This window comes from Pseudomonas sp. CAM1A (assembly GCF_047501685.1).
In the GTDB taxonomy this organism is placed as follows: domain Bacteria; phylum Pseudomonadota; class Gammaproteobacteria; order Pseudomonadales; family Pseudomonadaceae; genus Aquipseudomonas.
This window is the reverse complement of the sequence record NZ_JBFNXP010000011.1, coordinates 85,469-111,076: the sequence shown is the minus strand read 5'-3', so window position 1 is coordinate 111,076 and position 25,608 is coordinate 85,469. Positions and strand designations below refer to the sequence as shown.

General features: G+C 63.5%; 21 protein-coding genes. 8 read left to right on the top strand and 13 right to left on the bottom strand.

The features are described from left to right. Window positions 1-4: 4 nt before the first annotated feature. Entirely contained in the window at window positions 5-1,912 is a 1,908-nt protein-coding gene (ftsH, locus tag ABZO33_RS22375; protein WP_038706866.1) for an ATP-dependent zinc metalloprotease FtsH, read from the bottom strand. Window positions 1,913-2,115: 203 nt separating this feature from the next. Beyond that, window positions 2,116-2,742, bottom strand: a complete 627-nt coding sequence (gene rlmE, locus ABZO33_RS22370; protein WP_011532133.1) for a 23S rRNA (uridine(2552)-2'-O)-methyltransferase RlmE — start codon at window positions 2,740-2,742, stop codon at window positions 2,116-2,118. A 102-nt stretch (window positions 2,743-2,844) separates the two neighbouring features. Between rlmE and ABZO33_RS22365 the strand changes: the two genes are divergently transcribed. Then, window positions 2,845-3,153, top strand: coding sequence for a YhbY family RNA-binding protein (locus ABZO33_RS22365; protein ID WP_102683191.1), 309 nt, complete (start codon window positions 2,845-2,847; stop codon window positions 3,151-3,153). Window positions 3,154-3,252: 99 nt separating this feature from the next. Here the strand turns inward: ABZO33_RS22365 and ABZO33_RS22360 are convergent, their stop codons facing one another. The 8 genes from ABZO33_RS22360 to grpE form a co-directional block, all read right to left on the bottom strand. Further along, on the bottom strand, window positions 3,253-3,693 hold the full coding sequence (locus ABZO33_RS22360; RefSeq protein ID WP_414537817.1) for an MFS transporter: 441 nt from the start codon (window positions 3,691-3,693) through the stop codon (window positions 3,253-3,255). Next, window positions 3,671-4,153, bottom strand: a complete 483-nt coding sequence (gene greA / locus ABZO33_RS22355) for a transcription elongation factor GreA (protein ID WP_082120346.1) — start codon at window positions 4,151-4,153, stop codon at window positions 3,671-3,673. Before greA ends, ABZO33_RS22360 begins: the two co-directional genes overlap by 23 nt. Then, window positions 4,150-7,371 carry a carbamoyl-phosphate synthase large subunit gene (carB, locus tag ABZO33_RS22350; protein WP_367857856.1) on the bottom strand — a complete coding sequence of 1,074 codons (3,222 nt, stop codon included), beginning with the start codon at window positions 7,369-7,371 and terminating at the stop codon, window positions 4,150-4,152. The genes greA and carB overlap by 4 nt, the downstream gene beginning before the upstream one ends. Window positions 7,372-7,476: 105 nt before the next feature. Next, entirely contained in the window at window positions 7,477-8,613 is a 1,137-nt protein-coding gene (gene carA, locus ABZO33_RS22345) for a glutamine-hydrolyzing carbamoyl-phosphate synthase small subunit (RefSeq protein WP_023629348.1), read from the bottom strand. Between the two features lie 226 nt (window positions 8,614-8,839). Next, entirely contained in the window at window positions 8,840-9,646 is an 807-nt protein-coding gene (dapB, locus tag ABZO33_RS22340) for a 4-hydroxy-tetrahydrodipicolinate reductase (protein ID WP_038706867.1), read from the bottom strand. 13 nt (window positions 9,647-9,659) lie between these two features. After that, window positions 9,660-10,784 carry a molecular chaperone DnaJ gene (dnaJ, locus tag ABZO33_RS22335; RefSeq protein WP_414537816.1) on the bottom strand — a complete coding sequence of 375 codons (1,125 nt, stop codon included), beginning with the start codon at window positions 10,782-10,784 and terminating at the stop codon, window positions 9,660-9,662. Window positions 10,785-10,996: 212 nt separating this feature from the next. After that, window positions 10,997-12,922: a molecular chaperone DnaK gene (gene dnaK, locus ABZO33_RS22330; protein WP_414537815.1), complete on the bottom strand. Its 1,926-nt coding sequence runs from the start codon at window positions 12,920-12,922 to the stop codon at window positions 10,997-10,999. Between the two features lie 101 nt (window positions 12,923-13,023). Beyond that, on the bottom strand, window positions 13,024-13,578 hold the full coding sequence (grpE, locus tag ABZO33_RS22325; protein WP_023629352.1) for a nucleotide exchange factor GrpE: 555 nt from the start codon (window positions 13,576-13,578) through the stop codon (window positions 13,024-13,026). Between the two features lie 184 nt (window positions 13,579-13,762). Here grpE and recN point away from each other — a divergent pair, with 184 nt between their 5' ends. Beyond that, entirely contained in the window at window positions 13,763-15,436 is a 1,674-nt protein-coding gene (gene recN, locus ABZO33_RS22320; protein WP_414537814.1) for a DNA repair protein RecN, read from the top strand. 77 nt (window positions 15,437-15,513) lie between these two features. Here recN and fur read toward each other — a convergent pair whose 3' ends face one another. Next, entirely contained in the window at window positions 15,514-15,918 is a 405-nt protein-coding gene (gene fur, locus ABZO33_RS22315) for a ferric iron uptake transcriptional regulator (protein ID WP_028691268.1), read from the bottom strand. Window positions 15,919-16,015: 97 nt separating this feature from the next. Here fur and ABZO33_RS22310 point away from each other — a divergent pair, with 97 nt between their 5' ends. Further along, entirely contained in the window at window positions 16,016-16,534 is a 519-nt protein-coding gene (locus ABZO33_RS22310) for an outer membrane protein assembly factor BamE (RefSeq protein ID WP_414537813.1), read from the top strand. 88 nt (window positions 16,535-16,622) lie between these two features. Here ABZO33_RS22310 and ABZO33_RS22305 read toward each other — a convergent pair whose 3' ends face one another. Next, window positions 16,623-17,057, bottom strand: coding sequence for a type II toxin-antitoxin system RatA family toxin (locus ABZO33_RS22305; RefSeq protein ID WP_414537812.1), 435 nt, complete (start codon window positions 17,055-17,057; stop codon window positions 16,623-16,625). A 161-nt stretch (window positions 17,058-17,218) separates the two neighbouring features. On the opposite strand from ABZO33_RS22305, the gene smpB reads away from it, so the two are divergent. After that, window positions 17,219-17,701 (top strand): SsrA-binding protein SmpB, encoded by a 483-nt coding sequence (smpB, locus tag ABZO33_RS22300; protein WP_023629355.1) that lies wholly within the window; start codon window positions 17,219-17,221, stop codon window positions 17,699-17,701. 56 nt (window positions 17,702-17,757) lie between these two features. Here smpB and ABZO33_RS22295 read toward each other — a convergent pair whose 3' ends face one another. Next, the gene (locus ABZO33_RS22295) at window positions 17,758-18,525 is read right to left on the bottom strand and encodes an FCD domain-containing protein (RefSeq protein WP_414537811.1); all 768 of its coding nucleotides are present in this window, start codon (window positions 18,523-18,525) and stop codon (window positions 17,758-17,760) included. Between the two features lie 260 nt (window positions 18,526-18,785). On the opposite strand from ABZO33_RS22295, the gene ABZO33_RS22290 reads away from it, so the two are divergent. The 4 genes from ABZO33_RS22290 to prmA all read left to right on the top strand — a co-directional run bounded on the left by ABZO33_RS22290 (window position 18,786) and on the right by prmA (window position 25,597). Further along, a complete protein-coding gene (locus ABZO33_RS22290; protein ID WP_414537810.1) occupies window positions 18,786-20,456 on the top strand; it encodes a lactate permease LctP family transporter in 1,671 nt (556 codons plus the stop codon). A 63-nt stretch (window positions 20,457-20,519) separates the two neighbouring features. Beyond that, window positions 20,520-21,665: an FMN-dependent L-lactate dehydrogenase LldD gene (lldD, locus tag ABZO33_RS22285; protein WP_414537809.1), complete on the top strand. Its 1,146-nt coding sequence runs from the start codon at window positions 20,520-20,522 to the stop codon at window positions 21,663-21,665. 71 nt (window positions 21,666-21,736) lie between these two features. Then, window positions 21,737-24,547, top strand: coding sequence for an FAD-binding and (Fe-S)-binding domain-containing protein (locus ABZO33_RS22280; RefSeq protein WP_414537808.1), 2,811 nt, complete (start codon window positions 21,737-21,739; stop codon window positions 24,545-24,547). Window positions 24,548-24,718: 171 nt separating this feature from the next. Continuing rightward, complete coding sequence (gene prmA / locus ABZO33_RS22275) at window positions 24,719-25,597, top strand: 50S ribosomal protein L11 methyltransferase (protein WP_046854052.1); 879 nt, start codon at window positions 24,719-24,721, stop codon at window positions 25,595-25,597. Window positions 25,598-25,608 lie beyond the last annotated feature (11 nt).

Here is a 25,608-nt window from a genome sequence, read left to right as displayed (position 1 = left end):
ACCCTTAGTGTTGAGCCGCTGGACCGCCGATCGGCGACTCCGGACGATCATCCTGGGAAGCCTGCTTGCCAGAGGTCCCGGCATCGTTGTCCCAGTCGCGTGGCTCACGCGGAGTGCGACCAGCCATGATGTCGTCGATCTGGTCGGCATCGATGGTTTCGTACTTCATCAAGGCCTCGGCCATGGCGTCGAGCTTGTCGCGATTGTCGGTGAGGATCTGCTTGGCCGTGGCATAGCACTGGTCGATGATGCTGCGCACTTCGGAGTCGATCATCTTCGCCGTCTCACCGGAAACGCTGGCATGTTGGCTACCCGCGCTGCGACCGAGGAACACCTCGCCCTCTTCTTCGGCGTACATCAACGGCCCGAGTTTTTCGGACAGGCCCCACTTGGTGACCATGTTCCGGGCAATCTGGCTCGCACGCATGATGTCGTTGGAGGCACCAGTGGTCACACCGTCGAAGCCCAGGGTCATTTCTTCAGCGATACGACCACCGTAAAGCGAGCAGATCTGGCTGATCAGCGCACGCTTGGACAGGCTGTAACGGTCTTCTTCCGGCAGGAACATGGTCACACCCAGGGCACGACCGCGTGGAATGATCGACACCTTGTACACCGGATCATGCTCGGGCACGACACGGCCGACGATGGCGTGGCCAGCTTCGTGGTAAGCGGTGTTCTGCTTCTCTTTCTCGGACATGACCATGGTCTTGCGCTCGGCGCCCATCATGATCTTGTCCTTGGCCAGCTCGAACTCCTTCATCTCGACCACGCGCTTGCTGGAACGGGCAGCGAACAGCGACGCCTCGTTGACCAGGTTGGCCAGGTCGGCACCGGAGAAGCCCGGAGTACCGCGGGCGATGACCGCCGCGTTGACGTTCTCGCCGATTGGCACCTTGCGCATGTGCACTTTGAGGATCTGCTCGCGACCACGGATATCCGGCAGGCCGACCACCACCTGGCGGTCGAAGCGGCCCGGGCGCAGCAGCGCCGGATCGAGCACGTCGGGACGGTTGGTGGCGGCGATGACGATGATGCCATCGTTCATCTCGAAGCCGTCCATCTCGACCAGCAACTGGTTCAGGGTCTGCTCACGCTCGTCGTGACCGCCGCCCATGCCGGCGCCACGGTGGCGACCGACGGCGTCGATCTCGTCGATGAAGATGATGCAAGGTGCGTGTTTCTTGGCCTGCTCGAACATGTCGCGCACGCGGCTGGCACCCACGCCGACGAACATCTCGACGAAGTCGGAACCGGAAATGGTGAAGAACGGCACCTTGGCTTCGCCGGCGATGGCCTTGGCCAGCAGGGTCTTACCGGTACCGGGCGGGCCGACCATCAGCACGCCGCGAGGGATGCGGCCGCCCAGGCGCTGGAACTTGCCCGGATCGCGCAGGAACTCGACCAGCTCGCCAACCTCTTCCTTGGCCTCGTCACAACCGGCAACGTCAGCCAGGGTAGTCTTGACCTGGTCTTCGGACAGCAGGCGCGCCTTGCTCTTGCCGAAGCTCATCGGGCCGCCTTTACCACCGGCACCGCCCTGCATCTGGCGCATGAAGAACATGAACACGGCGATGATCACCAGGATCGGGAAGCTCGCCACCAGCAGTTGCGTCCAGATGCTCTGCTGCTCAGGCTGCTTGCCTTCGACGGTGACGTGGTTATCCACCAGGTCGCCGATCAGGCCGTTATCGGTGATGGCCGGGCGGACGGTCTTGAAGTTGTCGCCGTCGGTGCGCTTGCCGGTAATGATGTAGCCGTCGACGGTCACGCGCTCGACCTTGCCATCCTTGACCTGCTGGATGAAGTCGGAATAGTTGAGGGTCTGCGGCTCGTTAGGGCTCGAGAAGTTGTTCATCACCGTCACCAGGACGGCGGCGATGATCAACCAGAGGATCAGATTCTTTGCCATGTCGTTCAATTCGCTACCCTCTGAGGCCGGCGCACGACGCAGCCGTGCCTCGCATGATATTCATCGCCCTAACTTACTACATTACCCACGCATCCGCAGGCACCGTCTGTAACCCTTTGTGAAAGCTAGACTACACGAAGTTCGGACGATCCAGACGGAGCCGCCGATTGGAAATAACTATCGGCAACCCCGCAGCACGCCTTTCACGCTCCCTTGAAACCCTTGCCCAACAGGTACTGTTCGCGGGAGCGATCCCGCGAGGACGACGGCTTGCGCATCTGCACCTTGTCGAACTTGCTGCGCACGTCCTTCAGGTACATGTCGAAACCCTCGCCCTGGAAGATCTTGATCAGGAAATCCCCGCCGGGCTTGAGCACGCGGGTCGCCAGATCCAGGGCCAGTTCGCAGAGGAACATGGCGCGCGGCATGTCCACCGCGGGCGTACCACTCATATTGGGGGCCATATCGGAAATCACAAGGTCTACGTGCGAATCACCGACCGCCTGCAGGATCTGCTGCAGCACTTCGTCCTGGGTAAAGTCGCCCTGGATGAAGGTAACGTCCGGGATCGAGTCCATTTCCAGGATGTCCGAGGCGATCAACCGTCCTTGGCCACCAATCAGACGACTGGTCACCTGCGACCAGCCACCTGGCGCTGCGCCGAGGTCGATCACGCTCATGCCAGGACGGATCAGGCGGTCTTTCTCCTGGATCTCCAGCAGTTTGTAGCTCGCACGCGAGCGGTAGCCATCCTTCTGCGCCTGTTTCACAAAAGGATCGTTGAAATGCTCTCGCAGCCAGTTTGCGCTGCTTTTGGAACGTTGTACCACGGGGCACCTCGATGATATGCGTCGTGTTTGACTGGGCGGAGCCGGGGGCCCTCGGGTAAAATGCCCGTCAATTTTACAGAATCAGACGAAAAGGGTCAGATTATGCCGCTCAATAACGAGCAGAAGAAGCAATACAAGTCCATTGGTCATGACCTGAAGCCGGTCCTGATCGTTGCTGGCAACGGTGTCAACGAAGGCGTCGCCGCCGAACTGGAGCGCGCCCTGGCCGATCACGAGCTGATCAAGGTCGAAATCCGCTCGGAAGACCGTGAAGAGCGCGCCGCCGCGATTGCCGAACTGTGCAAGGTCGGCCGCGCCGAGCTGGTGCAGACCATCGGCAAGAAGGCGCTGATCTACCGCAAGAACCCACAGCCGAACAAGCAGCTGTCGAATATCCACCGTTACAAGTGATCGAATCCGCGGGACGTGGGAGCGGGCTTGCCCCGCGAACACCGGCGAAGCCGGTGCCATACACCGCATCGCGGGGCAAGCCCGCTCCCACGATCCCGGTCAGCGGCGCGCCCTGACCGGGACCGGCTGGGCCACCAGAACGATGCCTGAGAAGCCCAGCACCAGGAAGCAGAACATCTGCCAGCGTTCGCCCACGGAGATCCCGTAGCGCAGCGTGTAGTAGCTGACGCAGGCAGCAAAGCCGAGCAACAGCATCTGGCCGCGAAATTGCCGCCACCAGGCCGCCAGGCCATCCACCCTCGCCAATACCGCCAGCTGGGTCAACAGCCCGAGCATTGCCACGCCGATCAACCAGCGGTCGATCTGTGCAGCAATGTCGTGCACCAGCAACGGCGCCAGGCCACTGACTTTCAGCGCTGGCACCAGCCCCACGTGGAACACCCACAGGCCGCCAACCCAGAAAACCTGGGCCAGCTGCCAGAGGATCCCCTCGAGGGATGGCGCCCGCAGGCGCCGGTCAGATGTGCTTGACTTCGACAATCTCGTACTCGACCGTACCGTTCGGCGTCTTCACGACCACCGTGTCACCTTCTTCCTTGCCAATGATGGCACGGGCGATAGGTGCACCGCTGGAAAGCTTGCCTTTCTTCACGTCGGCTTCATCTTCGCCAACGATCTGGTAGGTCACCTGATCGCCGGTTTCAGTGTTCTCCAGATCGACAGTGGTGCCGAAGATGACCTTGCCGGTGTGGGCAATGGTGGTCACGTCGATCACCACCGAGTTCTGCAGACGGCCTTCGATATCGCGAATACGCGCCTCGACCATACCCTGCTCCTCACGGGCGGCATGGTATTCGGCGTTTTCCTTGAGGTCGCCCAGCTCGCGGGCCTCACCGATCGCCTGGCTCAGGCGCGGGCGTTCGGTCTTGCTCAGGAACAGATGCTCTTCTTCCAGGGCGCGAGCGCCCTGGACGGTCATCGGGTACTTGGTAATGCTCATGCTTTGAGTCCTGCATGCAGATCCTGCAGGCGACGAACGGTCTTTTCCGGACCGAATTTCAGCGCCTCGCAGATGGCTTCACCGGCCGCAATGGTGGTGGTGCAGTAAATCTTGTGCTGCAGCGCATTGCGACGAATCGAGTAGGAGTCGGCGATCGACTGGCGGCCTTCGGTGGTGTTGATGATCAGCGACACTTCGTCGTTCTTGATCATGTCGACCACGTGCGGGCGGCCTTCGGTCACCTTGTTCACACGGCGCACTTTCAGGCCGGCCGCTTCGATAACCTTGGCGGTGCCTGCAGTTGCAACCACTTCGAAGCCCAGGGCGATCAGGTCGCGGGCAACGCCAGCCACTTGTGGCTTGTCGTCGTCGCGCACGCTGATGAACGCGGTACCGCCGGTCGGCAGCACTTCGCTGGCACCCATCTGGGCCTTGGCGAAGGCTTCACCGAAGCTGTCGCCGACACCCATGACTTCACCGGTGGATTTCATCTCAGGGCCGAGGATCGGGTCAACCCCCGGGAACTTGGCGAACGGGAAGACGGCTTCCTTGACGCTGTAGAAGTTCGGGATGATTTCCTGGGTGAAGCCCAGTTCTTTCAGGGTTTTACCAGCCATGACGCGTGCGGCGATCATCGCCAGCGAGGTGCCGATGCACTTGGACACGAACGGTACGGTACGCGAGGCACGCGGGTTGACTTCGATCACGTAGATCTTGTCGCCCTGCAGGGCCAGCTGCACGTTCATCAGGCCGACAACACCCAGTTCCAGGGCCATCTTCTTGACCTGTACACGGACCTCGTCCTGCACTTCCTTGCTCAGCGAGTAAGGTGGCAGCGAGCACGCCGAGTCACCGGAGTGAACGCCGGCCTGCTCGATGTGCTGCATGATCGCGCCGATCACCACGTCGGTGCCGTCGCAGACCGCATCCACGTCCATCTCGATGGCGCAGTTGAGGAAGTGGTCGAGCAGCACCGGGCTGTCGTTGGACACTTGCACCGCTTCACGCAGGTAGCGCTTGAGTTCGTCCAGCTCGTAGACGATCTCCATCGCACGGCCGCCCAGTACGTAGGACGGGCGCACCACCAGCGGGTAGCCGATAGTGCCAGCCGCCTTGATGGCTTCGTCTTCGCTGCGCACGGTGGCGTTTGGCGGCTGCAGCAGGTTCAGGCGCTGAACCATCTGCTGGAAACGCTCGCGGTCTTCGGCGCGGTCGATGGCGTCCGGGCTGGTGCCGATAATCGGCACGCCGGCTTCTTCCAGGGCACGGGCCAGCTTCAGCGGAGTCTGGCCGCCGTAGTGGACGATGACGCCCTTCGGCTTCTCGACGCGGCAGACTTCCAGCACGTCTTCCAGGGTCAGCGGCTCGAAGTACAGGCGATCGGAGGTGTCGTAGTCAGTGGAGACGGTTTCCGGGTTGCAGTTGACCATGATGGTCTCGTAACCGTCTTCACGCAGTGCCAGCGCTGCGTGCACGCAGCAGTAGTCGAACTCGATGCCTTGGCCGATACGGTTCGGGCCGCCACCCAGGATCATGATCTTGTCGCGGGTCGACGGGTTGGCCTCGCACTCTTCCTCGTAGGTCGAGTACAGGTAGGCGGTGTCGGTGGCGAACTCGGCGGCGCAGGTGTCGACGCGCTTGTACACCGGGAATACTTCCAGCTTGTGGCGGTGACGGCGCAGGTTCTTGTCGGTGATGCCGAGCAGCTTGGCCAGGCGCTGGTCCGAGAAGCCCTTGCGCTTGAGGCGCAGCATGTAGTCCTTGTCGATCGCCGACAGGGCCAGGGTCTTGACCTTCTCTTCTTCCTTGATCAGGTCTTCCATCTGCACCAGGAACCACAGGTCGATGCCGGTCAGCTGGAAGATTTCCTCGATGGTCATGCCCGAACGCATGGCGTCGGCCACGTACCAGATACGCTCGGCACCCGGCACGGTCAGTTCGCGCTTGAGGATGCTGGCGGCTTCCGGGCTGGCCAGGTCGACTTTCGGGTCGAGGCCGCAGGCGCCGACTTCCAGGCCACGCAGGGCTTTCTGCAGGGATTCCTGGAAGGTACGGCCGATGGCCATGACTTCACCGACGGATTTCATCTGGGTGGTCAGGCGGGCGTCGGCCTTGGGGAATTTCTCGAAGGCGAAGCGTGGCAGCTTGGTGACGACGTAGTCGATCGACGGCTCGAAGGAGGCCGGGGTACGGCCGCCGGTGATGTCGTTCTGCAATTCGTCGAGGGTGTAGCCGATGGCCAGCTTGGCGGCGATCTTGGCGATCGGGAAGCCGGTGGCCTTGGACGCCAGGGCGGACGAACGCGAAACACGCGGGTTCATCTCGATCACGACCATGCGGCCGGTGTCCGGGCAGATACCGAATTGCACGTTGGAACCGCCGGTTTCGACACCGATTTCACGCAGCACCGCCAGCGAGGCGTTGCGCATGATCTGGTATTCCTTGTCGGTCAGGGTCTGTGCCGGCGCCACGGTGATCGAGTCACCGGTGTGCACGCCCATCGGGTCGAAGTTCTCGATCGAGCAGACGATGATGCAGTTGTCCTTCTTGTCGCGGACCACCTCCATCTCGTATTCCTTCCAGCCGATCAGCGATTCGTCGATCAGCAGTTCCTTGGTTGGCGACAGGTCCAGACCACGGGTGCAGATTTCTTCGAACTCTTCACGGTTGTAGGCAATGCCGCCACCGGTGCCGCCCATGGTGAAGGACGGGCGGATGATGCATGGGAAGCCGAGCTTCTCGAGGACCGCATTGGCCTCTTCCATGCTGTGGGCGATACCCGAGCGCGGGCACTCAAGGCCGATGTCCTTCATGGCCTTGTCGAAGCGCGAGCGGTCTTCGGCCTTGTCGATGGTATCGGCGTTGGCACCGATCATCTCCACGCCGAATTTTTCCAGAACGCCGTGGCGCTCCAGGTCCAGGGCGCAGTTCAGCGCGGTCTGGCCGCCCATGGTCGGCAGGACGGCGTCCGGGCGCTCCTTCTCGATGATCTTGGCCACCGATTGCCATTTGATCGGCTCGATGTAGGTGGCGTCGGCCATGGCCGGGTCGGTCATGATGGTGGCTGGGTTGGAGTTCACCAGGATGACGCGGAAACCTTCCTCGCGCAGGGCCTTGCAGGCCTGGGCGCCGGAGTAGTCGAACTCACAGGCCTGGCCGATCACGATCGGGCCGGCGCCGAGAATCAGGATGCTTTTGATGTCTGTACGTTTTGGCATGGTGGTCACTCAAATCCGGGGTCAGTCGGCAAGCCGCTTTGAACAATCTGGGTCAGGCGCTTCCGGACGCGGCACAAGCCGGCCCGGGGCCTTGAAGCAGGATGCTCAGCGGCGCTTGGCCATGGCATCGGTGAAACGATCGAACAGTGGCGCGACGTCGGTCGGGCCCGGGCTCGCTTCAGGGTGGCCCTGGAAGCTGAACGCGCTCTTGTCGGTGCGCTCGATACCCTGCAGGGTGCCGTCGAACAGCGACTTGTGGATGGCGCGTACGTTAGCCGGCAAGGTGGCTTCGTCAACGGCAAAGCCGTGGTTCTGGCTGGTGATCATGACCACGCCGGTGTCCAGGTCCTGGACCGGGTGGTTGGCACCGTGGTGGCCATGGCCCATCTTCACGGTCTTGGCGCCGGAGGCCAGGGCCAGCAGCTGGTGGCCGAGGCAGATGCCGAATACCGGGATCTCGGTCTCGAGGATTTCCTTGATCGCCTGGATGGCGTAGTCGCATGGCTCCGGATCACCAGGGCCATTGGACAGGAACACGCCATCGGGGTTGAGCGCGAGCACTTCGCTGGCCGGGGTCTGGGCAGGCACCACGGTCACGCGGCAACCACGCGCGACCAGCATGCGCAGGATGTTCAGCTTGACGCCGTAGTCGAAGGCAACCACGTGGTACGGCAGGTCGGCAGCGTCGATGGTCGGGTGGCTGTCGGTCTTCAGCTCCCACACGCTGGAACGCCACTCGTAGCGCTCCTTGGTGGAGACGACCTTGGCCAGGTCCATGCCCTTCAGGCCCGGGAAGGCACGGGCAGCGGCGATGGCCTGCTCTTCGGTGATGTTGTCACCGGCGAGAATGCAACCGTTCTGGGCGCCCTTTTCACGCAGGATACGGGTCAGGCGACGGGTGTCGATGCCGGCGATGGCGACGACATTGTTGGCCTTGAGGTACTCAGGCAGCGACTGGGTGTTGCGCCAGTTGCTGGCCAGCAGCGGCAGGTCGCGGATGACCAGGCCGGCGGACCAGACGCGGTTGGATTCGGCGTCTTCCGGAGTGGTGCCGGTATTGCCGATGTGCGGGTAGGTCAGAGTGACGATTTGCTGCGAGTAGGAAGGGTCTGTAAGGATTTCCTGGTAGCCGGTCATAGCGGTGTTGAATACCACCTCACCAACGGTCTGACCGTCGGCACCAATGGCTTCACCGCGAAAAATACTGCCGTCGGCAAGGGCGAGTATGGCTGGCTTTGTCAAGAAGACCTCCCGTAAATCAAGCATGAAAGGGCGATCGCAGGTTGCAAAAAAGCGGAGTGACGTATGGACACGTCACCCCGCTTTTATGTGCTGAATTCAATTCGCTGCGCGCTTTTAGTGGACACACTAAAGCTGTAGCTTACAGAAAAGTGCGTTTTAGGTCTACCGTAGATGTGTCTCTAAAACACACGAATGCGACAAGGGGCCGCCAGGCAGCCCCGCGGCATCAACGCAGCTCGAGCACGTCCTGCATGTCGTACAGGCCAGGCTCACGCCCTTCCAGCCACAACGCAGCGCGTACGGCGCCCTTGGCGAACGTCATGCGACTGGAGGCTTTGTGGGTGATTTCCAGGCGCTCGCCTTCGGCGGCGAACAGCACGGTGTGGTCACCGACCACATCACCGGCACGCACGGTGGCGAAACCGATGGTCTTGCGATCACGGGCGCCGGTCTGGCCTTCACGACCATAAACCGCCACTTCCTGCAGGTCGCGCCCCAACGCATTGGCAACCACTTCACCCATGCGCAGCGCAGTCCCCGACGGTGCGTCGACCTTGTGCCGGTGATGGGCCTCGATGATCTCGATATCCACATCGTCGCCCAGCACCCGGGCCGCCATGTCCAGCAACTTGAGGCTGAGGTTCACGCCCACGCTGAAGTTCGCGGCGAAGACGATCGGGATCTCCTTGCCCGCCTCTGCCAGCAGCTCTTTCTCTTCCGGCGTGAAACCGGTGGTGCCGATAACCATGGCCTTGCCCGCCTTGCGACAGAACGCAAGGTTCTTCAGGGTCACCGAAGGATGCGTGAAATCGATCAGCACATCGAATTCGTCGGCGACCTTGGCCAGGTCATCGCAGATCGGCACGCCGATTCGCCCCAGGGCCGCCAGCTCACCGGCATCGGCCCCGACCAGCGAGCTGTCCGGGCGATCGATCGCCGCGGTCAGCCCGGTCTGGGGCGCTTGCTGCTGCACAGCCTCGACGAGGGTCTTGCCCATCCGCCCCGCCGCGCCCATTACCGCAATACGTCGCATAGCCTGTTCCTTCTCAGAGATCGCCGAAGAAGCGCTTCATACCCTCGAACCAGCCGCTGGCCTTGGGCGAATGGGAGCTGTCGCCCTCCAGCGAATCGCGCAGCTCTTCGAGCAGCTCGCGCTGGCGACGACTGAGGTTGACCGGCGTTTCCACCGCCACACGGCACAGCAGGTCGCCTGCCGCACCGCCGCGCACCGGCGCCACGCCCTTGCCACGCAAGCGGAACTGCTTGCCGGTCTGGGTGCCTTCGGGGATCTTCAGCTTCACGCGACCATCAAGGGTCGGCACTTCCAGCTCGCCACCCAGGGCGGCATCGGTATAGCTGATCGGCACTTCGCAGTAGAGGTGCTTGCCGTCGCGCTGGAAGATCGGGTGCTCGCGCACATTGACGACCACATACAGGTCACCGGTCGGGCCACCATGGGCACCTGCCTCGCCTTCGCCGGACAGGCGGATGCGATCGCCAGTATCGACACCGGCCGGCACCTTGACCGACAGGGTCTTGTATTCCTCGATACGGCCTTCGCCGTGGCACGAGCCGCAAGGGTCGGTGATGATCTTGCCCTGGCCATGGCAGCGCGGGCAGGTCTGCTGCACCGCGAAGAAGCCCTGCTGCATGCGCACCTGGCCGATACCGCCGCAGGTCGGGCAGGTCGACGGGGTCGAGCCCTTCTTGGCGCCGGAGCCGTCGCACGGCTTGCAGTTGACCAGCGTGGGTACGCGGATGTTGACCGTGGTACCGCGCACCGCCTCTTCGAGATTGAGCTCGAGGGTGTAGCGCAGGTCGCTGCCACGCTGGGCGCCGCCACGACCACCACCACGGCCGCCGCCGAAGAAATCGCTGAAGACATCGCCGAAGATATCGGAGAAGTTGGCACCACCGAAGCCGGCACCGCCACCACCCATGCTCGGGTCGACGCCGGCATGGCCGTACTGGTCGTACGCCGCACGCTTGCTGGCATCCGACAGCACTTCGTAGGCCTCGTTGGCTTCCTTGAAGAGGTCTTCCGACTCTTTATCACCCGGGTTACGGTCAGGGTGGTACTTCATCGCCAGACGGCGGTAGGCCTTCTTCAGATCACCTTCACTGGCGCCACGCTCGACACCCAGGACTTCATAAAAATCACGCTTTGCCATAGGTCATTTGCACTCTTGGGGGCGTTCGGCATACCTCTGCGCATCGGTGCGCCATGCCGTCAGCACCTGCCGCCATACGCGAATGCGCCCAGACAGATGCTGTAAATAATTCTCGTGTTCCAGACACGCCAACGCGGGAGCAAGCCCCCGCGCGGCGACATCCTACCAGCTCACCGGCAAACGACGGTGAACTGGGCGACAACATGCAGGATTTACTGCTTGTTGTTGTCTTTTACTTCTTCGAACTCGGCGTCAACCACGTCGTCGTGCTTGGCTTCCGGCTCGGCCTGCTGGGCGCCGCCCTGCGGTTGCTCGGCCTGCTGCTCGGCGTACATCTTCTGGGCAACAGGGGCCGAAACCTTGGACAGCTCCTCGACCTTGGCGTCAATGGCAGCCTTGTCGTCGCCCTTGAGGGCGGCTTCCAGGGCAACCACGGCGGCCTCGATGGCAGTCTTCTCTTCGGCGGTGACCTTGTCACCCGCCTCAGTGACCATCTTGCGGGTCGAGTGGACCAGCGCGTCACCCTGGTTACGGGCGGCGGCCAGCTCTTCGAACTTGCGGTCTTCCTCGGCGTTGGCCTCGGCGTCACGCACCATTTTCTCGATTTCTTCGTCGGACAGGCCGGAGTTGGCCTTGATCACGATCGACTGAGCCTTGCCGGTGGCCTTGTCCTTCGCGCCGACGTGCAGGATGCCGTTGGCGTCGATGTCGAAGGTCACTTCGATCTGCGGTACGCCGCGTGGAGCCGGCGGAATATCGGCCAGGTCGAACTTGCCCAGCGACTTGTTCTGCGAAGCTTGCTTGCGCTCGCCCTGCAGCACGTGGATGGTCACGGCACCCTGGTTGTCGTCGGCAGTCGAGAACACCTGCGACTTCTTGGTCGGGATGGTGGTGTTCTTCTCGATCAGCGCGGTCATCACGCCACCCATGGTTTCGATACCCAGGGTCAGCGGGCTGACGTCCAGCAGCAGCACGTCCTTCACGTCACCGGCCAGAACGGCGCCCTGGATGGCAGCACCCATGGCGACGGCTTCGTCCGGGTTGACGTCCTTGCGCGCTTCCTTGCCGAAGAAGTCGGCAACGGCTTTCTGCACCATCGGCATACGGGTCTGGCCACCGACCAGGATCACGTCGTCGATCTTGCTGGCATCGATGCCGGCGTCCTTCAGGGCGATGCGGCATGGCTCGATGGTACGGCTGACCAGGTCTTCGACCAGCGACTCCAGCTTGGCGCGGGAGATCTTCACGTTCAGGTGCTTCGGACCGGTTGCGTCTGCAGTGATGTACGGCAGGTTGACGTCGGTCGACTGGGCCGAGGACAGCTCGATCTTGGCCTTTTCAGCGGCTTCTTTCAGGCGCTGCAGGGCCAGGGGATCGTTCTTCAGGTCCATGCCGGACTCTTTCTTGAACTCGTCGACGAGGTAGTCGATCAGGCGCATGTCGAAGTCTTCGCCACCCAGGAAGGTGTCGCCGTTGGTCGCCAGTACTTCGAACTGGTGCTCACCGTCGACTTCGGCGATCTCGATGACCGATACGTCGAAGGTACCGCCACCCAGGTCATAGACGATGACGGTGTGGTCGCCCTTGCCCTTGTCCATGCCGTAGGCCAGCGCGGCGGCGGTCGGTTCGTTGATGATGCGCTTCACTTCCAGGCCAGCGATGCGGCCGGCGTCCTTGGTCGCCTGGCGCTGGCTGTCGTTGAAGTAGGCCGGCACGGTGATGACCGCTTCGGTGACAGGCTCGCCGAGGTAGTCTTCGGCGGTTTTCTTCATTTTCTTCAGGACTTCGGCGCTGATCTGCGGCGGCGCCATTTCCTTGCCGGAAGCCTCGACCCAGGCATCACCGTTGTTGGCCTTGACGATCTTGTAAGGCACCAGCTTGATGTCTTTCTGGACGACGTCTTCTTCGAAGCGGCGGCCGATCAGGCGTTTCACCGCGAACAGGGTGTTGTGCGGGTTGGTGACCGCCTGGCGCTTGGCCGACTGGCCAACCAGGATCTCGCCGTCGTTGGCGTAGGCGATGATCGAAGGCGTGGTACGCGCGCCTTCGGCGTTCTCGATAACCTTGGCAGTGCCGTTTTCCAGCACGGAGACGCAGGAGTTGGTGGTCCCCAGGTCGATACCGATGATTTTACCCATGATGATTCTCCCGAAACTTGAATTTGGTAGCAGTGACTGCTTTGGCCAACTGCACTAATACTTGAAGGCTTGACACCTAGATGGGGGCGCCCGGAAAGATTTCAAGCCTTTTCATTGATCGAAGGCTGCGCAGCGCTCGGCGCCTTGCTGACCACCACCATGGCGGGGCGCAGCAGGCGGCCGTTGAGCAGGTAGCCCTTCTGGAACACATTGATCACGCTGTTTGGCTCGACATCAGCGCTTTCCTGCATGGCCATCGCCTGATGGTGTTCGGCGTTGAACGGCTGACCGTGCGGATCGACGGCCTCAAGGTTGTAGCGCTTGAGGGTGTCCTGGAACATCTTCAGGGTCAGCTCGACACCTTCACGGATCTTCTTGACGTTTTCGTCTTCGGCGCTGGAGTGCGCCAGGGCCAGCTCCAGGCTGTCGATCACCGGCAGCAGGTCGGAGGAGAATTTCTCCAGGGCGAACTTGTGCGCCTTCTCGACGTCCTGCTCGGCACGGCGACGGATGTTCTGCAGGTCGGCGGCGGCGCGCAGGGATTGGTCCTTGGCGGCGGCCAGCTGCTCTTCGAGCTCCAGAACGCGCGCGTCGGCGGTTGCTGCACCGGCTTCTTCGGAATTCAGGTTCTTCTCATCCAGCTGTTCGTCAGCCATTGGGTTTCTCCTCCACGATTTCTGTCGTGCGAGCCAGGCTCGCCATGTCTTGCCGGCTATATGGGGTCGGAAAAACCAGGTTCAAGGGGGCAGGCGCTTTTCCACATTCGTCGACCGGCTATTGGCAGACCCGCGAAAAGCACTGTATAAATATCCAGACACGACCCCTCGGGAGCCGCCCCCTATGCTGGTGCACCTGTCCATCCACAACTACGCCATCGTCGAACACCTCGACCTCGAGATCGCCCGCGGCATGTCCGTCATCACCGGCGAGACCGGGGCTGGCAAGTCGATCATGCTCGACGCCCTCGGCCTGGCCCTTGGCGATCGCGCCGACAGCGGCGTGGTGCGCCCGGGCACCGACAAGGCCGATATCCTCGCCACGTTCGACCTGGTCGACATCCCCGAAGCGCACGCCTGGCTCGCCCAGCGCGACCTGGAAAGCGACGGCCCCTGCATCCTGCGCCGAGTGATCACCGCCGAGGGCCGCAGCCGCGGCTACATCAATGGCACCCCCTGCCCGCTGGGCGACCTCAAGGCCCTGGGCGAGCTGCTGATCGACATCCACAGCCAGCATGAACACCAGTCGCTACTGAAAACCGACACCCACCGCCGCCTGGTGGACGAGTATGCCGGCGCCACCGATCTGTCCCGCCAGGTCCAGCTGGCCGCCAAGCGCTGGAACCAGACCAGCCAAGAACTGGAGCGCCTGAGGAATTCGGGGGACGAGCAGCGGGCGCGCCATCAACTGCTCAGCTACCAGCTGGAAGAACTCGACAACCTGGGCCTTGGTGAAAACGAGCTGGAGCAGCTGGAGCAGGAACACAAGAACCTGACCAACGCCGAGGCACTGTTCGGCATCTGCCGCCAGGTCATCGACCAGTGCAGCGAAAGCGACTCTGGTAACGTGCTGAGCGCCCTGACCGTCAGCCTCAACCGGCTCACCGCGGTCGGCAACGGCCCCAAGGCACTGGGCGAGGCGGTCAACCTGATCGCCAGCGCGCAGATCCAGGTGGAAGAAGCCGTCGGCGAGCTCAACCGCTTCCTCGACAACTTCGACGCCGACCCGATGCGCCTGCAGGCCCTCGAAGAGCGCCTGGACACTATCTATACCCTTGCCCGCAAGCACCGCGTGCATCCCACCGAACTGCCGCACCTGCAACAGCGCCTGATGGAGGAGCTGGAAGGCCTGAACGCCAGCGACGAATCGATCGAGCGATTGGGCGAGGAGCTCGCAGCCTTCGCCCAGCACTATAAAGAGAAGGCCATCGAGCTCAGCGCGCTGCGCCAGCAAGCCGCCAAACAGCTGGCCACCGCCGTCGAGCAGGAAATCCAGCGCCTGGGCATGCCTGGCGGGCGGTTCTGCATCGAGCTCACGCCCTTCGACAACGGTGACCTCTCGCCCCACGGCCTGGAGCAGATCGAACTGCTGGTCAGCGCCAACCCTGGCCAGCCGCTCAAGGGCCTGGCCAAGGTCGCCTCGGGCGGCGAGCTTTCGCGTATCAGCCTGGCGATCCAGGTGATCACCGCACAGACCTCACGCATTCCGACCCTGGTATTCGACGAAGTCGACGTGGGTATCGGCGGTCCGACTGCCGAGATCGTCGGCCAATTGCTTCGCCGCCTCGGCGAACGCGGCCAGGTACTGACCGTGACCCACCTGCCACAAGTAGCCGCCCAGGGGCATCACCACCTGTTCGTGCACAAGGTGCGCAACAGCGACACCACACACACCGCCGTGGCAAGCCTGGGCAAGCGCGAGCGGGTCGAGGAAGTGGCGCGGATGCTGGGCGGCATCGATCTCACCAAGGAGTCGCTGGCCCATGCGCGCAAGATGGTGGTGACCAGCAAGACCTGAACGACCGAAGCGAGCCCAACCCAGAAAGCACAAAGGCGACCCGAGGGTCGCCTTTGTCATCAGTAATGACTAAATCGTTACTTCTTTTTACGCACATACAGAACCAGATTGTGATCCACCAGTTCGAAGCCATGCTCGGCAACGATCTCCTTCTGGCGCTTCTCGATTTCGGCATCGAAGAATTCAATGACTTCACCGCTATCCACGTTGACCATGTGATCGTGGTGCTTGCCATCCGCCAGCTCGAACACTGCGTGGCCGCCATCAAAGTTGTGGCGCTCCACCAGGCCCGCCGCTTCGAATTGGGTCAGTACGCGGTACACGGTCGCCAGACCGACATCCTCGCCAGCCTCCATCAGCGCCTTGTAGACGTCCTCGGCACTCATGTGACGCTGCTCGGCCGAGTCGAGCATCTGAAGAATCTTTACTCGAGGCAGGGTTACCTTGAGGCCCGCTTTGCGCAATTCGCTATTTTCAACCATGGTCAGCTTTCTCGCCGATGCTGCTTCGCAGCTTCTCTTAATACGGGTATGATCGGGGTTTACGTTGTCCAGCCAAGATAGTGGAAGTCGCCCACCGATGCAAAACACCAAGCTCTTGCTAACCAGCCTCACCCTAGTGGGACTGCTCGCACTCGCCGGTTGCTCGTTTCCCGGGGTTTACAAAATCGACATCCAGCAGGGCAATGTCGTCACGCAGGACATGATAGACCAATTGCGGCCGGGAATGACCCGCCGACAAGTAAGGTTTATCATGGGCAACCCGCTGCTGCAGGACACTTTCCACACCAATCGCTGGGATTACCTCTACAGCCTGCAGCCTGGCGGCGGCCAGCGCCAGCAAGAGCGCATGAGCATCTTCTTCAACGAGAACGACCAGTTGGTCAACCTCTCCGGCGACTTCATGCCAGGCGTCAGCCGCGACCAGGAAATCCTCGGTGGCAGCGGCGATACCACGGTCAACCCGGACAAGCAGCCGAGCCAAACCGAGAAGCCGGCCAAGCCAGGCTCGCTGGAAGACTCGCTGCAAAAGGAAATCGACAACGTCGAGACCACCCCGGTGCCGACACCCGCACCGCTGGAAACTTCGCCGCAGTAAATGCGCCGACACTAAAAAGCCCGGTTCTTGTCCGGGCTTTTTATTGCCTGCATGAATGGCGGGGCTTGCTCAGCTGCCGCGCGCACGCTCAACCATTGAGCTGCTTGGCCCGCTGGCAGAAGGCATCGACCATCGTGTTGGCCGCCTGATTGAACAGTGGCCCCAAGGTGGCCCGCACCAAGGCACCGGCGTAGTCGAACGACAGGTCGAGGCTGATCTTGCAGGCCTTTTCCCCCAGCGGCTTGAACACCCACAGCCCATGCAACTGGGTGAACGGCCCCTCTTCCAGGTTCATCTCGATCGACTGCCCCGGTACCAGCACATTGCGCGTGATGAACTGCTGGCTCATGCCACCCTTGGCCACCTCCAGCCTGGCCCGCATGTGCGTGTCAGTGGTCTCGAGCACCGTGGACGCCGAGCACCAGGGCAGGAACTCCGGATAGCTCGCCACATCGTTGACCAGGTCGTAGAGCGCCTGGGCAGGGTACGGCAGCAGAGCGGAGCGTTGAATATGGGTAGTCATCCAGGCGTCACTTCCAAACTGGGCGGCAGCGCTTGTCAGCGCCTTGAAAACGGCTCTGCGCGGCAGAGCGTGGGTTGCATTGTCCGGGATTCACACAACAGGCTCAAGCGCAGCTAAACCCCGTAGCCGAGGACGCGGCGACTGCCTATAATGCCGCCCCTATGGCTAAACAAAAGAAGCATCCGACCGGGACCATCGCGCAGAACAAGAAAGCGCGACACGATTACTTCATCGAACACAAGTTCGAGGCCGGGCTGGTCCTGTCCGGCTGGGAAGTAAAAAGCCTGCGGGCCGGCAAGGCGCACCTGACCGACAGCTACGTGCTGCTCAAGGATGGCGAAGCCTGGCTGTTCGGCAGCCACATCACTCCACTGAACACCGCCAGCACCCACGTCATTGCCGACCCCATCCGCACCCGCAAGCTGCTGCTGAACAAGCGTGAGCTCGAGCGCCTGGAAGCGGCCGTGGCGCAGAAGGGTTATACCTGCGTGGCGATGTCGCTGTACTGGAGCAAGCACCTGATCAAGTGCGAGATCGCACTTGGCAAGGGCAAGAAGGAGTTCGACAAGCGCGATACCGTGCGCGAGCGCGACTCCAACCGCGAGCTGCAGCGCACGATGCGCAACAAGGGCAAGGAAGAGTAAGGCTCGGCCTGACCTTTTCCGTGGGAGCGGGCCTGCCCGCTCCCACGGTGCCTGAATCAGCGCCCGCTGCGCCGCTCCGCCCGCGCCACACGCTGGGCCTCTTGCTGCGCCTCCTGCAGCACCTCCTGCACGTACAGGATGTGTCGGCTCGACACCTCCCGCGCTTCGTCCGCACGCCCCTCGACAATCGCCAGGTACAACTCGCGATGCTGGCTGATCAGCATGTCGCGCGTCTCCGTGCGCTGCTGGTACATGCCGCCGATGTTGGTCACCACGTTGCGCTTGAGCAGGTCGAACAACCCGCGAATGGTGTGCAACAGCACGGCATTGTGGCTGGCCTCGGCAATGGCCAGATGGAAACGCGCATCCGCCGCGCCCTCCTCCGCCCGGTCCACCTCACCGACACGGTTGTAGCAATCCTGCAAGGCGTCGAACGCAGTCTTCAGCCGCTCACGATCCGGCTCGGTGGCGCGCTGCGCCGCATAGTAGGCGCAGGACGCCTCCAGCGTATGTCGAAACTCCAGCAGATCCCGCTGCGCCTCGGGGCTGGATTCGAGCAGCTTCAGCAAAGGGTCGCTGAAGGTCGAGCCCAATGATTCGGCCACATAGTTGCCGCCGCCCTGGCGGCTGACCAACAAGCCCTTGGCCACCAGCTTCTGGATCGCCTCGCGCAGCGACGGGCGCGACACACCGAACTGCTCGGCCAGGGCACGCTCGGCCGGCAGGCGCTGACCCGAGGTGAGGGTGCCTTCAAGAATCATCCCTTCCAACCGATCGACGATGTCGTCGGACAGGCGCCGCTGGCGGACCTGATCAAAAACCATCACATGCTCTCCACGAACCCCGGGGATGCGAATCCGGGGGCGCCTATTCTGCGCCTATCCGGCTTGCGCCGACACCCGTCAGGCGGCGTTTTTCCCAGCCAATCAGATGCCCGCTCATCGGCATCCGGGCAAAGTTTCCCCCAGGACAAATTGACACACCCGCCACCACGCTTTTAACCTAGCGACCAGCCATTGTAAATTGGTCTTACCAATTATCCAATGCCAGTGCCTTGACCAACAACAATTAGGGGCCACCCCATATGCAAACCTGGCAACAACTCTATACCCCGCTTGGTAGCCTTGGCCTGTCCGCGCTGGCGGCGGTCATCCCAATCGTGTTCTTCTTCCTCGCCCTCGCCGTGTTCCGCCTCAAGGGCCACGTCGCCGGCAGCATCACCCTGGCACTGTCGATCCTGGTGGCGATATTCGCCTTCCAGATGCCCGTAGACATGGCGCTGGCCGCTGCGGGTTATGGCTTCCTCTACGGCCTGTGGCCGATTGCCTGGATCATCGTCGCCGCGGTGTTCCTCTACAAACTCACGGTCAAGAGCGGCCAATTCGAAGTCATCCGCAGCTCGGTACTGTCGATCACCGACGACCAGCGCCTGCAGGTGCTGCTGATCGGCTTCTGCTTCGGTGCCTTCCTCGAAGGCGCGGCCGGCTTCGGCGCCCCGGTGGCGATCACCGCTGCGCTGCTGGTCGGCCTGGGCTTCAACCCGCTGTACGCCGCCGGCCTGTGCCTGATCGCCAACACCGCCCCGGTGGCCTTTGGCGCCCTGGGCATCCCGATCATCGTCGCCGGGCAAGTGACTGGCATCGACGCCTTCCACATCGGCGCCATGACCGGTCGCCAGCTGCCGCTGCTGTCGCTGTTCGTGCCGTTCTGGCTGGTGTTCATGATGGACGGCGTGCGCGGCGTGAAAGAGACCTGGCCTGCCGCCCTGGTGGCCGGCCTGAGCTTCGCCGTCACCCAGTACTTCACCTCCAACTTCATCGGCCCGGAGCTGCCAGACATCACCTCAGCCCTGGCCAGCCTGATCGCCCTGACCCTGTTCCTCAAGGTCTGGCAGCCCAAGCGCGCGTTCGCCGAGGCCAAGGGCAGCGTCGGCGCCGCCGTCGTGCACTCGAGCGGCAGCCAACCGAGCCCGTACAGCTTCGGCGAGATCTTCAAGGCCTGGTCGCCATTCCTGATCCTCACCGTGCTGGTGACCATCTGGACCCTGAAACCGTTCAAGGCGGCCTTCGCCCCGGGCGGCGCGATGTACAACTTCGTGTTCAACTTCGCCATCCCGCACCTCGACCAGCTGGTGATCAAGACCGCACCCATCGTCACAGCGCCCACCGCCATGCCGGCGGTGTTCAAGCTCGACCCGATCTCCGCCACCGGCACGGCGATTTTCCTCTCGGCACTGATCTCGATGTGGGTGCTGAAGATCAACTTCAAAACTGGTCTTACCACTTTTAAAGAGACCTTCTGGGAACTGCGCTGGCCGATCCTGTCGATCGGCATGGTGCTGGCCTTCGCCTTCGTCACCAACTACTCGGGCATGTCCTCGACCATGGCCCTGGTGCTGGCCGGCACCGGCGCGGCGTTCCCGTTCTTCTCGCCGTTCCTCGGCTGGCTGGGCGTGTTCCTGACCGGCTCGGACACCTCGTCCAACGCCCTGTTCAGCTCGCTGCAGGCCACCACCGCGCACCAGATCGGCGTCAGCGACACTCTGCTGGTGGCAGCCAATACCAGCGGCGGCGTGACCGGCAAGATGATCTCGCCGCAGTCGATCGCCGTGGCCTGCGCGGCCACCGGTCTGGTCGGCAAGGAATCCGACCTGTTCCGCTTCACCGTCAAGCACAGCCTGTTCTTCGCCACCATCGTCGGCCTGATCACCCTGGTCCAGGCCTACTGGCTCACTGGCATGCTGGTTCATCACTAAAGTGAAAGGGGCCGGGCGCGCCACAGCGCCCGGCATCACCTTCAACCCACGCTGCGAGAATCCATGATCATTTCCGCCTCCACCGACTATCGCGCCGCGGCCCAACGCAAGCTGCCCCCCTTCCTCTTCCACTATGCCGACGGCGGCGCCTACGCCGAGCACACCCTGCGCCACAACGTCTCGGATCTGGCCGGCATCGCCTTGCGCCAGCGCGTACTGAAGAACATGTCCGAGCTGAGCCTGCAGACGCAGCTGTTCGACGAAACCCTGAGCATGCCCGTGGCCCTGGCCCCGGTCGGCCTCACCGGCATGTACGCCCGCCGTGGCGAAGTGCAGGCGGCACGCGCAGCGGCGGCCCATGGCATTCCGTTCACGATGTCGACAGTATCGGTGTGCCCGATCGAAGAAGTGGCCCCGGCCATCGACCGGCCGATGTGGTTCCAGCTGTATGTGCTCAAGGACCGCGGCTTCATGCGCAACGCCCTGGAGCGCGCCAAGGCCGCCGGCGTGAAGACCCTGGTGTTCACCGTCGACATGCCCGTGCCCGGCGCCCGCTACCGCGACGCCCACTCCGGCATGAGCGGCGCCAACGGCCCGCTGCGCCGCGTGCTGCAAGCCATGACCCACCCGCAATGGGCCTGGGACGTCGGCGTGATGGGCCGCCCCCACGATCTGGGCAACATCTCGAAGTACCGCGGCAACCCCACGGGCCTGGCCGACTACATCGGCTGGCTGGGCAACAACTTCGACCCGTCCATCTCCTGGAAGGACCTGGAGTGGATCCGCGAGTTCTGGGACGGCCCGATGATCATCAAGGGCATCCTCGACGCCGATGACGCCCGCGACGCGGTCAAGTTCGGCGCCGACGGCATCGTCGTCTCCAACCACGGCGGCCGCCAGCTCGACGGCGTGCTGTCCAGCGCCCGCGCCCTGCCGGCGATTGCCGACGCGGTGAAGGGCGATATCAAGATCCTCGCCGACTCCGGCATCCGCAGCGGCCTCGATGTAGTGCGCATGATCGCCCTGGGCGCCGACAGCGTGCTGATCGGCCGCGCCTTCCTCTATGCCCTGGCCACCCACGGCGAGGCCGGGGTGAAGAACCTGCTGGAACTGTTCGAGAAGGAGATGCGCGTGGCCATGGTACTGACCGGCGCCAAGTCCATCAGCGAGATCAGCAAAGACTCGCTGGTCCGCGAACTGGGCGCCTGAGCGCGCCCGCCAACGCCTGAATATCCGGGGCACGCCGCGCACCAGACGCCGCGGCCCCACGAGGAGACTGCATGAGCCTGCCCGCCGCGTTCCTGCGTGATGCCGAGCGCCTGATCCCCGCCGAACGCCGCTTCGACGACCCGACCTCGACCCTGGCCTTCGGCACCGACGCCAGCTTCTATCGGCTGATCCCCAAGCTGGTGCTGCGCGTGGAGTCCGAGGACGAAGTGGTCGCACTCATCCAGTTGGCCCAGCGCGACCGGGTGCCGGTGACCTTTCGCGCCGCCGGCACCAGCCTGTCCGGCCAGGCCATCAGCGACTCGGTGCTGATCGTGCTCGGCGACAACTGGAATGGCCGGGAGATTCGCGACCAGGGCACGCAAATCCGTCTGCAGCCCGGCGTGATCGGCGCCCAAGCCAACGCCTGGCTGGCCCCCTATGGGCGCAAGATCGGCCCGGACCCGGCCTCGATCAACGCCTGCAAGATCGGCGGCATCGTCGCCAACAATGCCAGCGGCATGTGCTGCGGCACCGCGCAAAACACCTACCACACCCTCGCCGGCCTGCGCCTGGTGCTGGCCGACGGCACCCGCCTGGACAGCGAAGACCCAACCAGCGTCGCCGCCTTCGAGCACAGCCACGCCGGCCTGCTGGACGAGCTGGCCCGCCTTGGCCGCGAGACTCGCGCCAACACCGCGCTGGCTGAGCGCATCCGCCACAAGTACCGGCTGAAGAACACCACGGGGCTATCACTCAACGCACTGGTGGACTACGACCAGCCACTCGATATCCTCCAGCACCTGCTGGTCGGTTCCGAAGGCACCCTCGGGTTCATCAGCGCCGTCACCTACAACACTGTGCCCGACCACCCGCACAAGGCCAGCGCGCTGCTGGTGTTCCCCAGCGTCGAGAGCTGCTGCCGCGCCGTGACCGTGCTCAAGCGCCAGCCAGTCTCCGCCGTGGAGCTGCTCGACCGCCGCAGCCTGCGCTCGGTGCAAGCGATGCCGGGTATGCCGGCGTGGGTCAAGGACTTGTCGGCCTACGCCTGCGCCCTGCTGATCGAGTGCCGTGCCGCCAGCCAGAGCCTGTTGCACGAGCAACTCGAGCAGGTGATGGCGTCCATCGACGACTACCCGCTGGAGCAGAAGGTCGCGTTCAGCGAAGACCCGGCGGTGTACAACCAGCTGTGGAAGATCCGCAAGGACACCTTCCCCGCCGTCGGCGCCGTGCGCCAGACCGGCACCACGGTGATCATCGAGGACGTGACCTTCCCCATCGAGCAACTGGCTGAAGGCGTCAACCGCCTGATCCAGCTGTTCGACAAGCACCGCTACGACGAGGCGATCATTTTCGGTCACGCCCTGGAAGGCAACCTGCACTTCGTCTTCACCCAGGGTTTCAACAGTGCTGAAGAGGTGGCGCGCTATCAGGCCTTCATGGACGACGTGGCGCAGCTGGTGGCAGTGGAGTTCGGCGGCTCGCTCAAGGCCGAGCACGGCACCGGGCGCAACATGGCGCCCTTCGTCGAGCTGGAATGGGGGCATGACGCCTACCAGCTGATGTGGAAGCTCAAGCGCCTGCTCGACCCCAACGGCATCCTCAACCCCGATGTGGTGCTGAGCGAGGATCCGGATATCCACCTGAAGAACCTCAAGCCGCTGCCGGCTGCCGACGAGATCGTCGACAAGTGCATCGAGTGCGGTTTCTGCGAGCCGGTTTGTCCGTCGAAAGGGCTTACCTTGAGCCCGCGCCAGCGCATCGTCATGTGGCGCGACATCCAGGCGAAGAAACGCGCCGGCGTTGATACCCGCGAACTGCTGCGCACCTATCAGTACCAGGGTATCGACACCTGCGCCGCCACCGGCCTGTGCGCCCAGCGCTGCCCGGTGGGCATCAACACCGGCGAGCTGGTGAAGAAGCTGCGCGGTCAGGCAGCCGAGCATGGCAAGGCCGCCGACTGGCTGGCCGAACATTTCCACGCCACCCTGCGCGGCGCCCGCTTCACGCTGGCCGCCGCCAATGGCGCGCGCAAGCTGCTCGGCGCCCCGCGCATGAGCCGGCTCAGCGCCCGCCTGAGCAAGGCCAGCAAAGGCCGCCTACCGCAGTGGACCCCTGCCATGCCGCAGCCGCTGCGGGCCGTCGAGCTCAGCACCGCGAGCCACGACGCCCGCCCTCGCGTGGTCTATCTCGCCGCCTGCGTATCCCGGGTGATGGGCCCAGCCTATGCCGACCGCGAGCAGAGTTCACTGCTGGACAAGACCCGCGGCCTGCTGGAGAAGGCCGGCTACCAGGTGGTGTTCCCGGACAACGCCGACAGCCTGTGCTGCGGCCAGCCGTTCGCCTCCAAGGGCTACCCCGAGCAGGCTGAGCACAAGCGCCAGGAGCTGATCAACGCGCTGCTGCACGCCAGCCGTGGCGGCATCGACCCGATCTACTGCGACACCAGCCCCTGCACCCTGCGCCTGGTCCAGGACCTGGGCGAATCGCGGCTGGACCTGTACGACCCGGTGCGCTTCATCCGCACCCACCTGGTCGACAAGCTGGAGTTCACCCCCCAGGACGAGCCCGTGGCGGTGCACGTGACCTGCAGCACCCAGCACCTGGGTGAAAGCCAGGCACTGATCGACCTGGCGCGGCGCTGCAGCAAGCAGGTGGTGATCCCCGAAGGCATTCATTGCTGCGGCTTCGCCGGCGACAAGGGCTTCACCACACCGGAGCTCAACGCCCATTCGCTGCGCACGCTCAAGGACGCGGTGCAGTATTGCAGCGAGGGGATCTCGACCAGCCGCACGTGTGAAATCGGCCTGTCGAGCCATAGCGGCATCGACTATCACGGCCTGGTTTACCTGGTCGACCGAGTCACCCGCGCGCGCAGCCTCTGAACCCTGTGGCCAGCCCGCCCCCTCTCCAGGGGCAGCGGGCTGGCCCTGCGAGGGGATCGACAAGCGCTGCAGCACAACTGCGTCCTGCACAAACCCTGCGCACTCAAGTAAACTGGCGGCCTTTTCGCGCAGCCTCGGGCTGCCCCTGTCGATTTACCAAAGGTGCCCGCCATGCCCTGGCTGCAAGTACGCCTGGCCATCAGCCCGGAACAAGCCGAAACCTACGAAGACGCCCTGCTTGAAGTGGGTGCCGTCTCGGTGACCTTCATGGACGCCGAAGACCAGCCGATCTTCGAACCGGACCTCAACACCACCCCGCTGTGGTCGCACACGCACCTGCTGGCGCTGTTCGAGGCCGATGCCGAGCCCGAACAGGTGTTCGCCCACCTGCGCCTGCTGACCGGCGCCGAGCTGCCCGAGTACCACGCCGAGGTGATCGAGGACCAGGACTGGGAGCGCAGCTGGATGGACAACTTCCAGCCGATGCGTTTCGGCCAGCGCCTGTGGATCGTGCCGAGCTGGCACGAAGCCCCGGAAAAGGACGCGGTGAACCTGCTGCTCGACCCGGGCCTGGCCTTTGGCACCGGCACCCACCCGACCACCGCGCTGTGCCTGGAATGGCTCGACGGCCAGCAGCTGCAAGGCACACAAGTGCTCGACTTCGGCTGCGGCTCGGGCATCCTGGCCATCGCCGCGCTGCTGCTCGGTGCCCGCCACGCGGTCGGCACCGACATCGACGTGCAGGCTATCGAGGCCTCCCGTGACAACGCCCAGCGCAACGGCATTGCCGACGACACATTCGACCTGTACCTGCCCGAGCAGATGCCGGCGATGCAGGCCGACGTGCTGGTCGCCAACATCCTGGCCGGCCCTCTGGTTTCGCTGGCACCGCAGCTGTCCGGCCTGGTACGCCCAGGTGGCCTGCTGGCGCTGTCGGGCATCCTCGCCGAACAGGGCGAGGAAGTGGCCGCCGCCTATGCCGCCGACTTCGACCTGGACCCGATCGTCGTGCGCGACGGCTGGGTACGTATCAGTGGTCGCCGCCGCTAAGCGCGCCTAGA

Excerpts from the sequence above, each read along its gene's own strand:
- ftsH (WP_038706866.1), bottom strand. The coding sequence starts at position 1,912 with ATGGCAAAGAATCTGATCCTCTGGTTGATCATCGCCGCCGTCCTGGTG.
- ABZO33_RS22365 (WP_102683191.1), top strand. The coding sequence starts at position 2,845 with ATGCCGCTCAATAACGAGCAGAAGAAGCAATACAAGTCCATTGGTCAT.
- greA (WP_082120346.1), bottom strand. The coding sequence starts at position 4,153 with ATGAGCATTACCAAGTACCCGATGACCGTCCAGGGCGCTCGCGCCCTG.
- carB (WP_367857856.1), bottom strand. The coding sequence starts at position 7,371 with ATGCCAAAACGTACAGACATCAAAAGCATCCTGATTCTCGGCGCCGGC.
- dapB (WP_038706867.1), bottom strand. The coding sequence starts at position 9,646 with ATGCGACGTATTGCGGTAATGGGCGCGGCGGGGCGGATGGGCAAGACC.
- dnaJ (WP_414537816.1), bottom strand. The coding sequence starts at position 10,784 with ATGGCAAAGCGTGATTTTTATGAAGTCCTGGGTGTCGAGCGTGGCGCC.
- dnaK (WP_414537815.1), bottom strand. The coding sequence starts at position 12,922 with ATGGGTAAAATCATCGGTATCGACCTGGGGACCACCAACTCCTGCGTC.
- grpE (WP_023629352.1), bottom strand. The coding sequence starts at position 13,578 with ATGGCTGACGAACAGCTGGATGAGAAGAACCTGAATTCCGAAGAAGCC.
- recN (WP_414537814.1), top strand. The coding sequence starts at position 13,763 with ATGCTGGTGCACCTGTCCATCCACAACTACGCCATCGTCGAACACCTC.
- fur (WP_028691268.1), bottom strand. The coding sequence starts at position 15,918 with ATGGTTGAAAATAGCGAATTGCGCAAAGCGGGCCTCAAGGTAACCCTG.
- ABZO33_RS22310 (WP_414537813.1), top strand. The coding sequence starts at position 16,016 with ATGCAAAACACCAAGCTCTTGCTAACCAGCCTCACCCTAGTGGGACTG.
- ABZO33_RS22305 (WP_414537812.1), bottom strand. The coding sequence starts at position 17,057 with ATGACTACCCATATTCAACGCTCCGCTCTGCTGCCGTACCCTGCCCAG.
- smpB (WP_023629355.1), top strand. The coding sequence starts at position 17,219 with ATGGCTAAACAAAAGAAGCATCCGACCGGGACCATCGCGCAGAACAAG.
- ABZO33_RS22295 (WP_414537811.1), bottom strand. The coding sequence starts at position 18,525 with ATGGTTTTTGATCAGGTCCGCCAGCGGCGCCTGTCCGACGACATCGTC.
- ABZO33_RS22290 (WP_414537810.1), top strand. The coding sequence starts at position 18,786 with ATGCAAACCTGGCAACAACTCTATACCCCGCTTGGTAGCCTTGGCCTG.
- lldD (WP_414537809.1), top strand. The coding sequence starts at position 20,520 with ATGATCATTTCCGCCTCCACCGACTATCGCGCCGCGGCCCAACGCAAG.
- ABZO33_RS22280 (WP_414537808.1), top strand. The coding sequence starts at position 21,737 with ATGAGCCTGCCCGCCGCGTTCCTGCGTGATGCCGAGCGCCTGATCCCC.
- prmA (WP_046854052.1), top strand. The coding sequence starts at position 24,719 with ATGCCCTGGCTGCAAGTACGCCTGGCCATCAGCCCGGAACAAGCCGAA.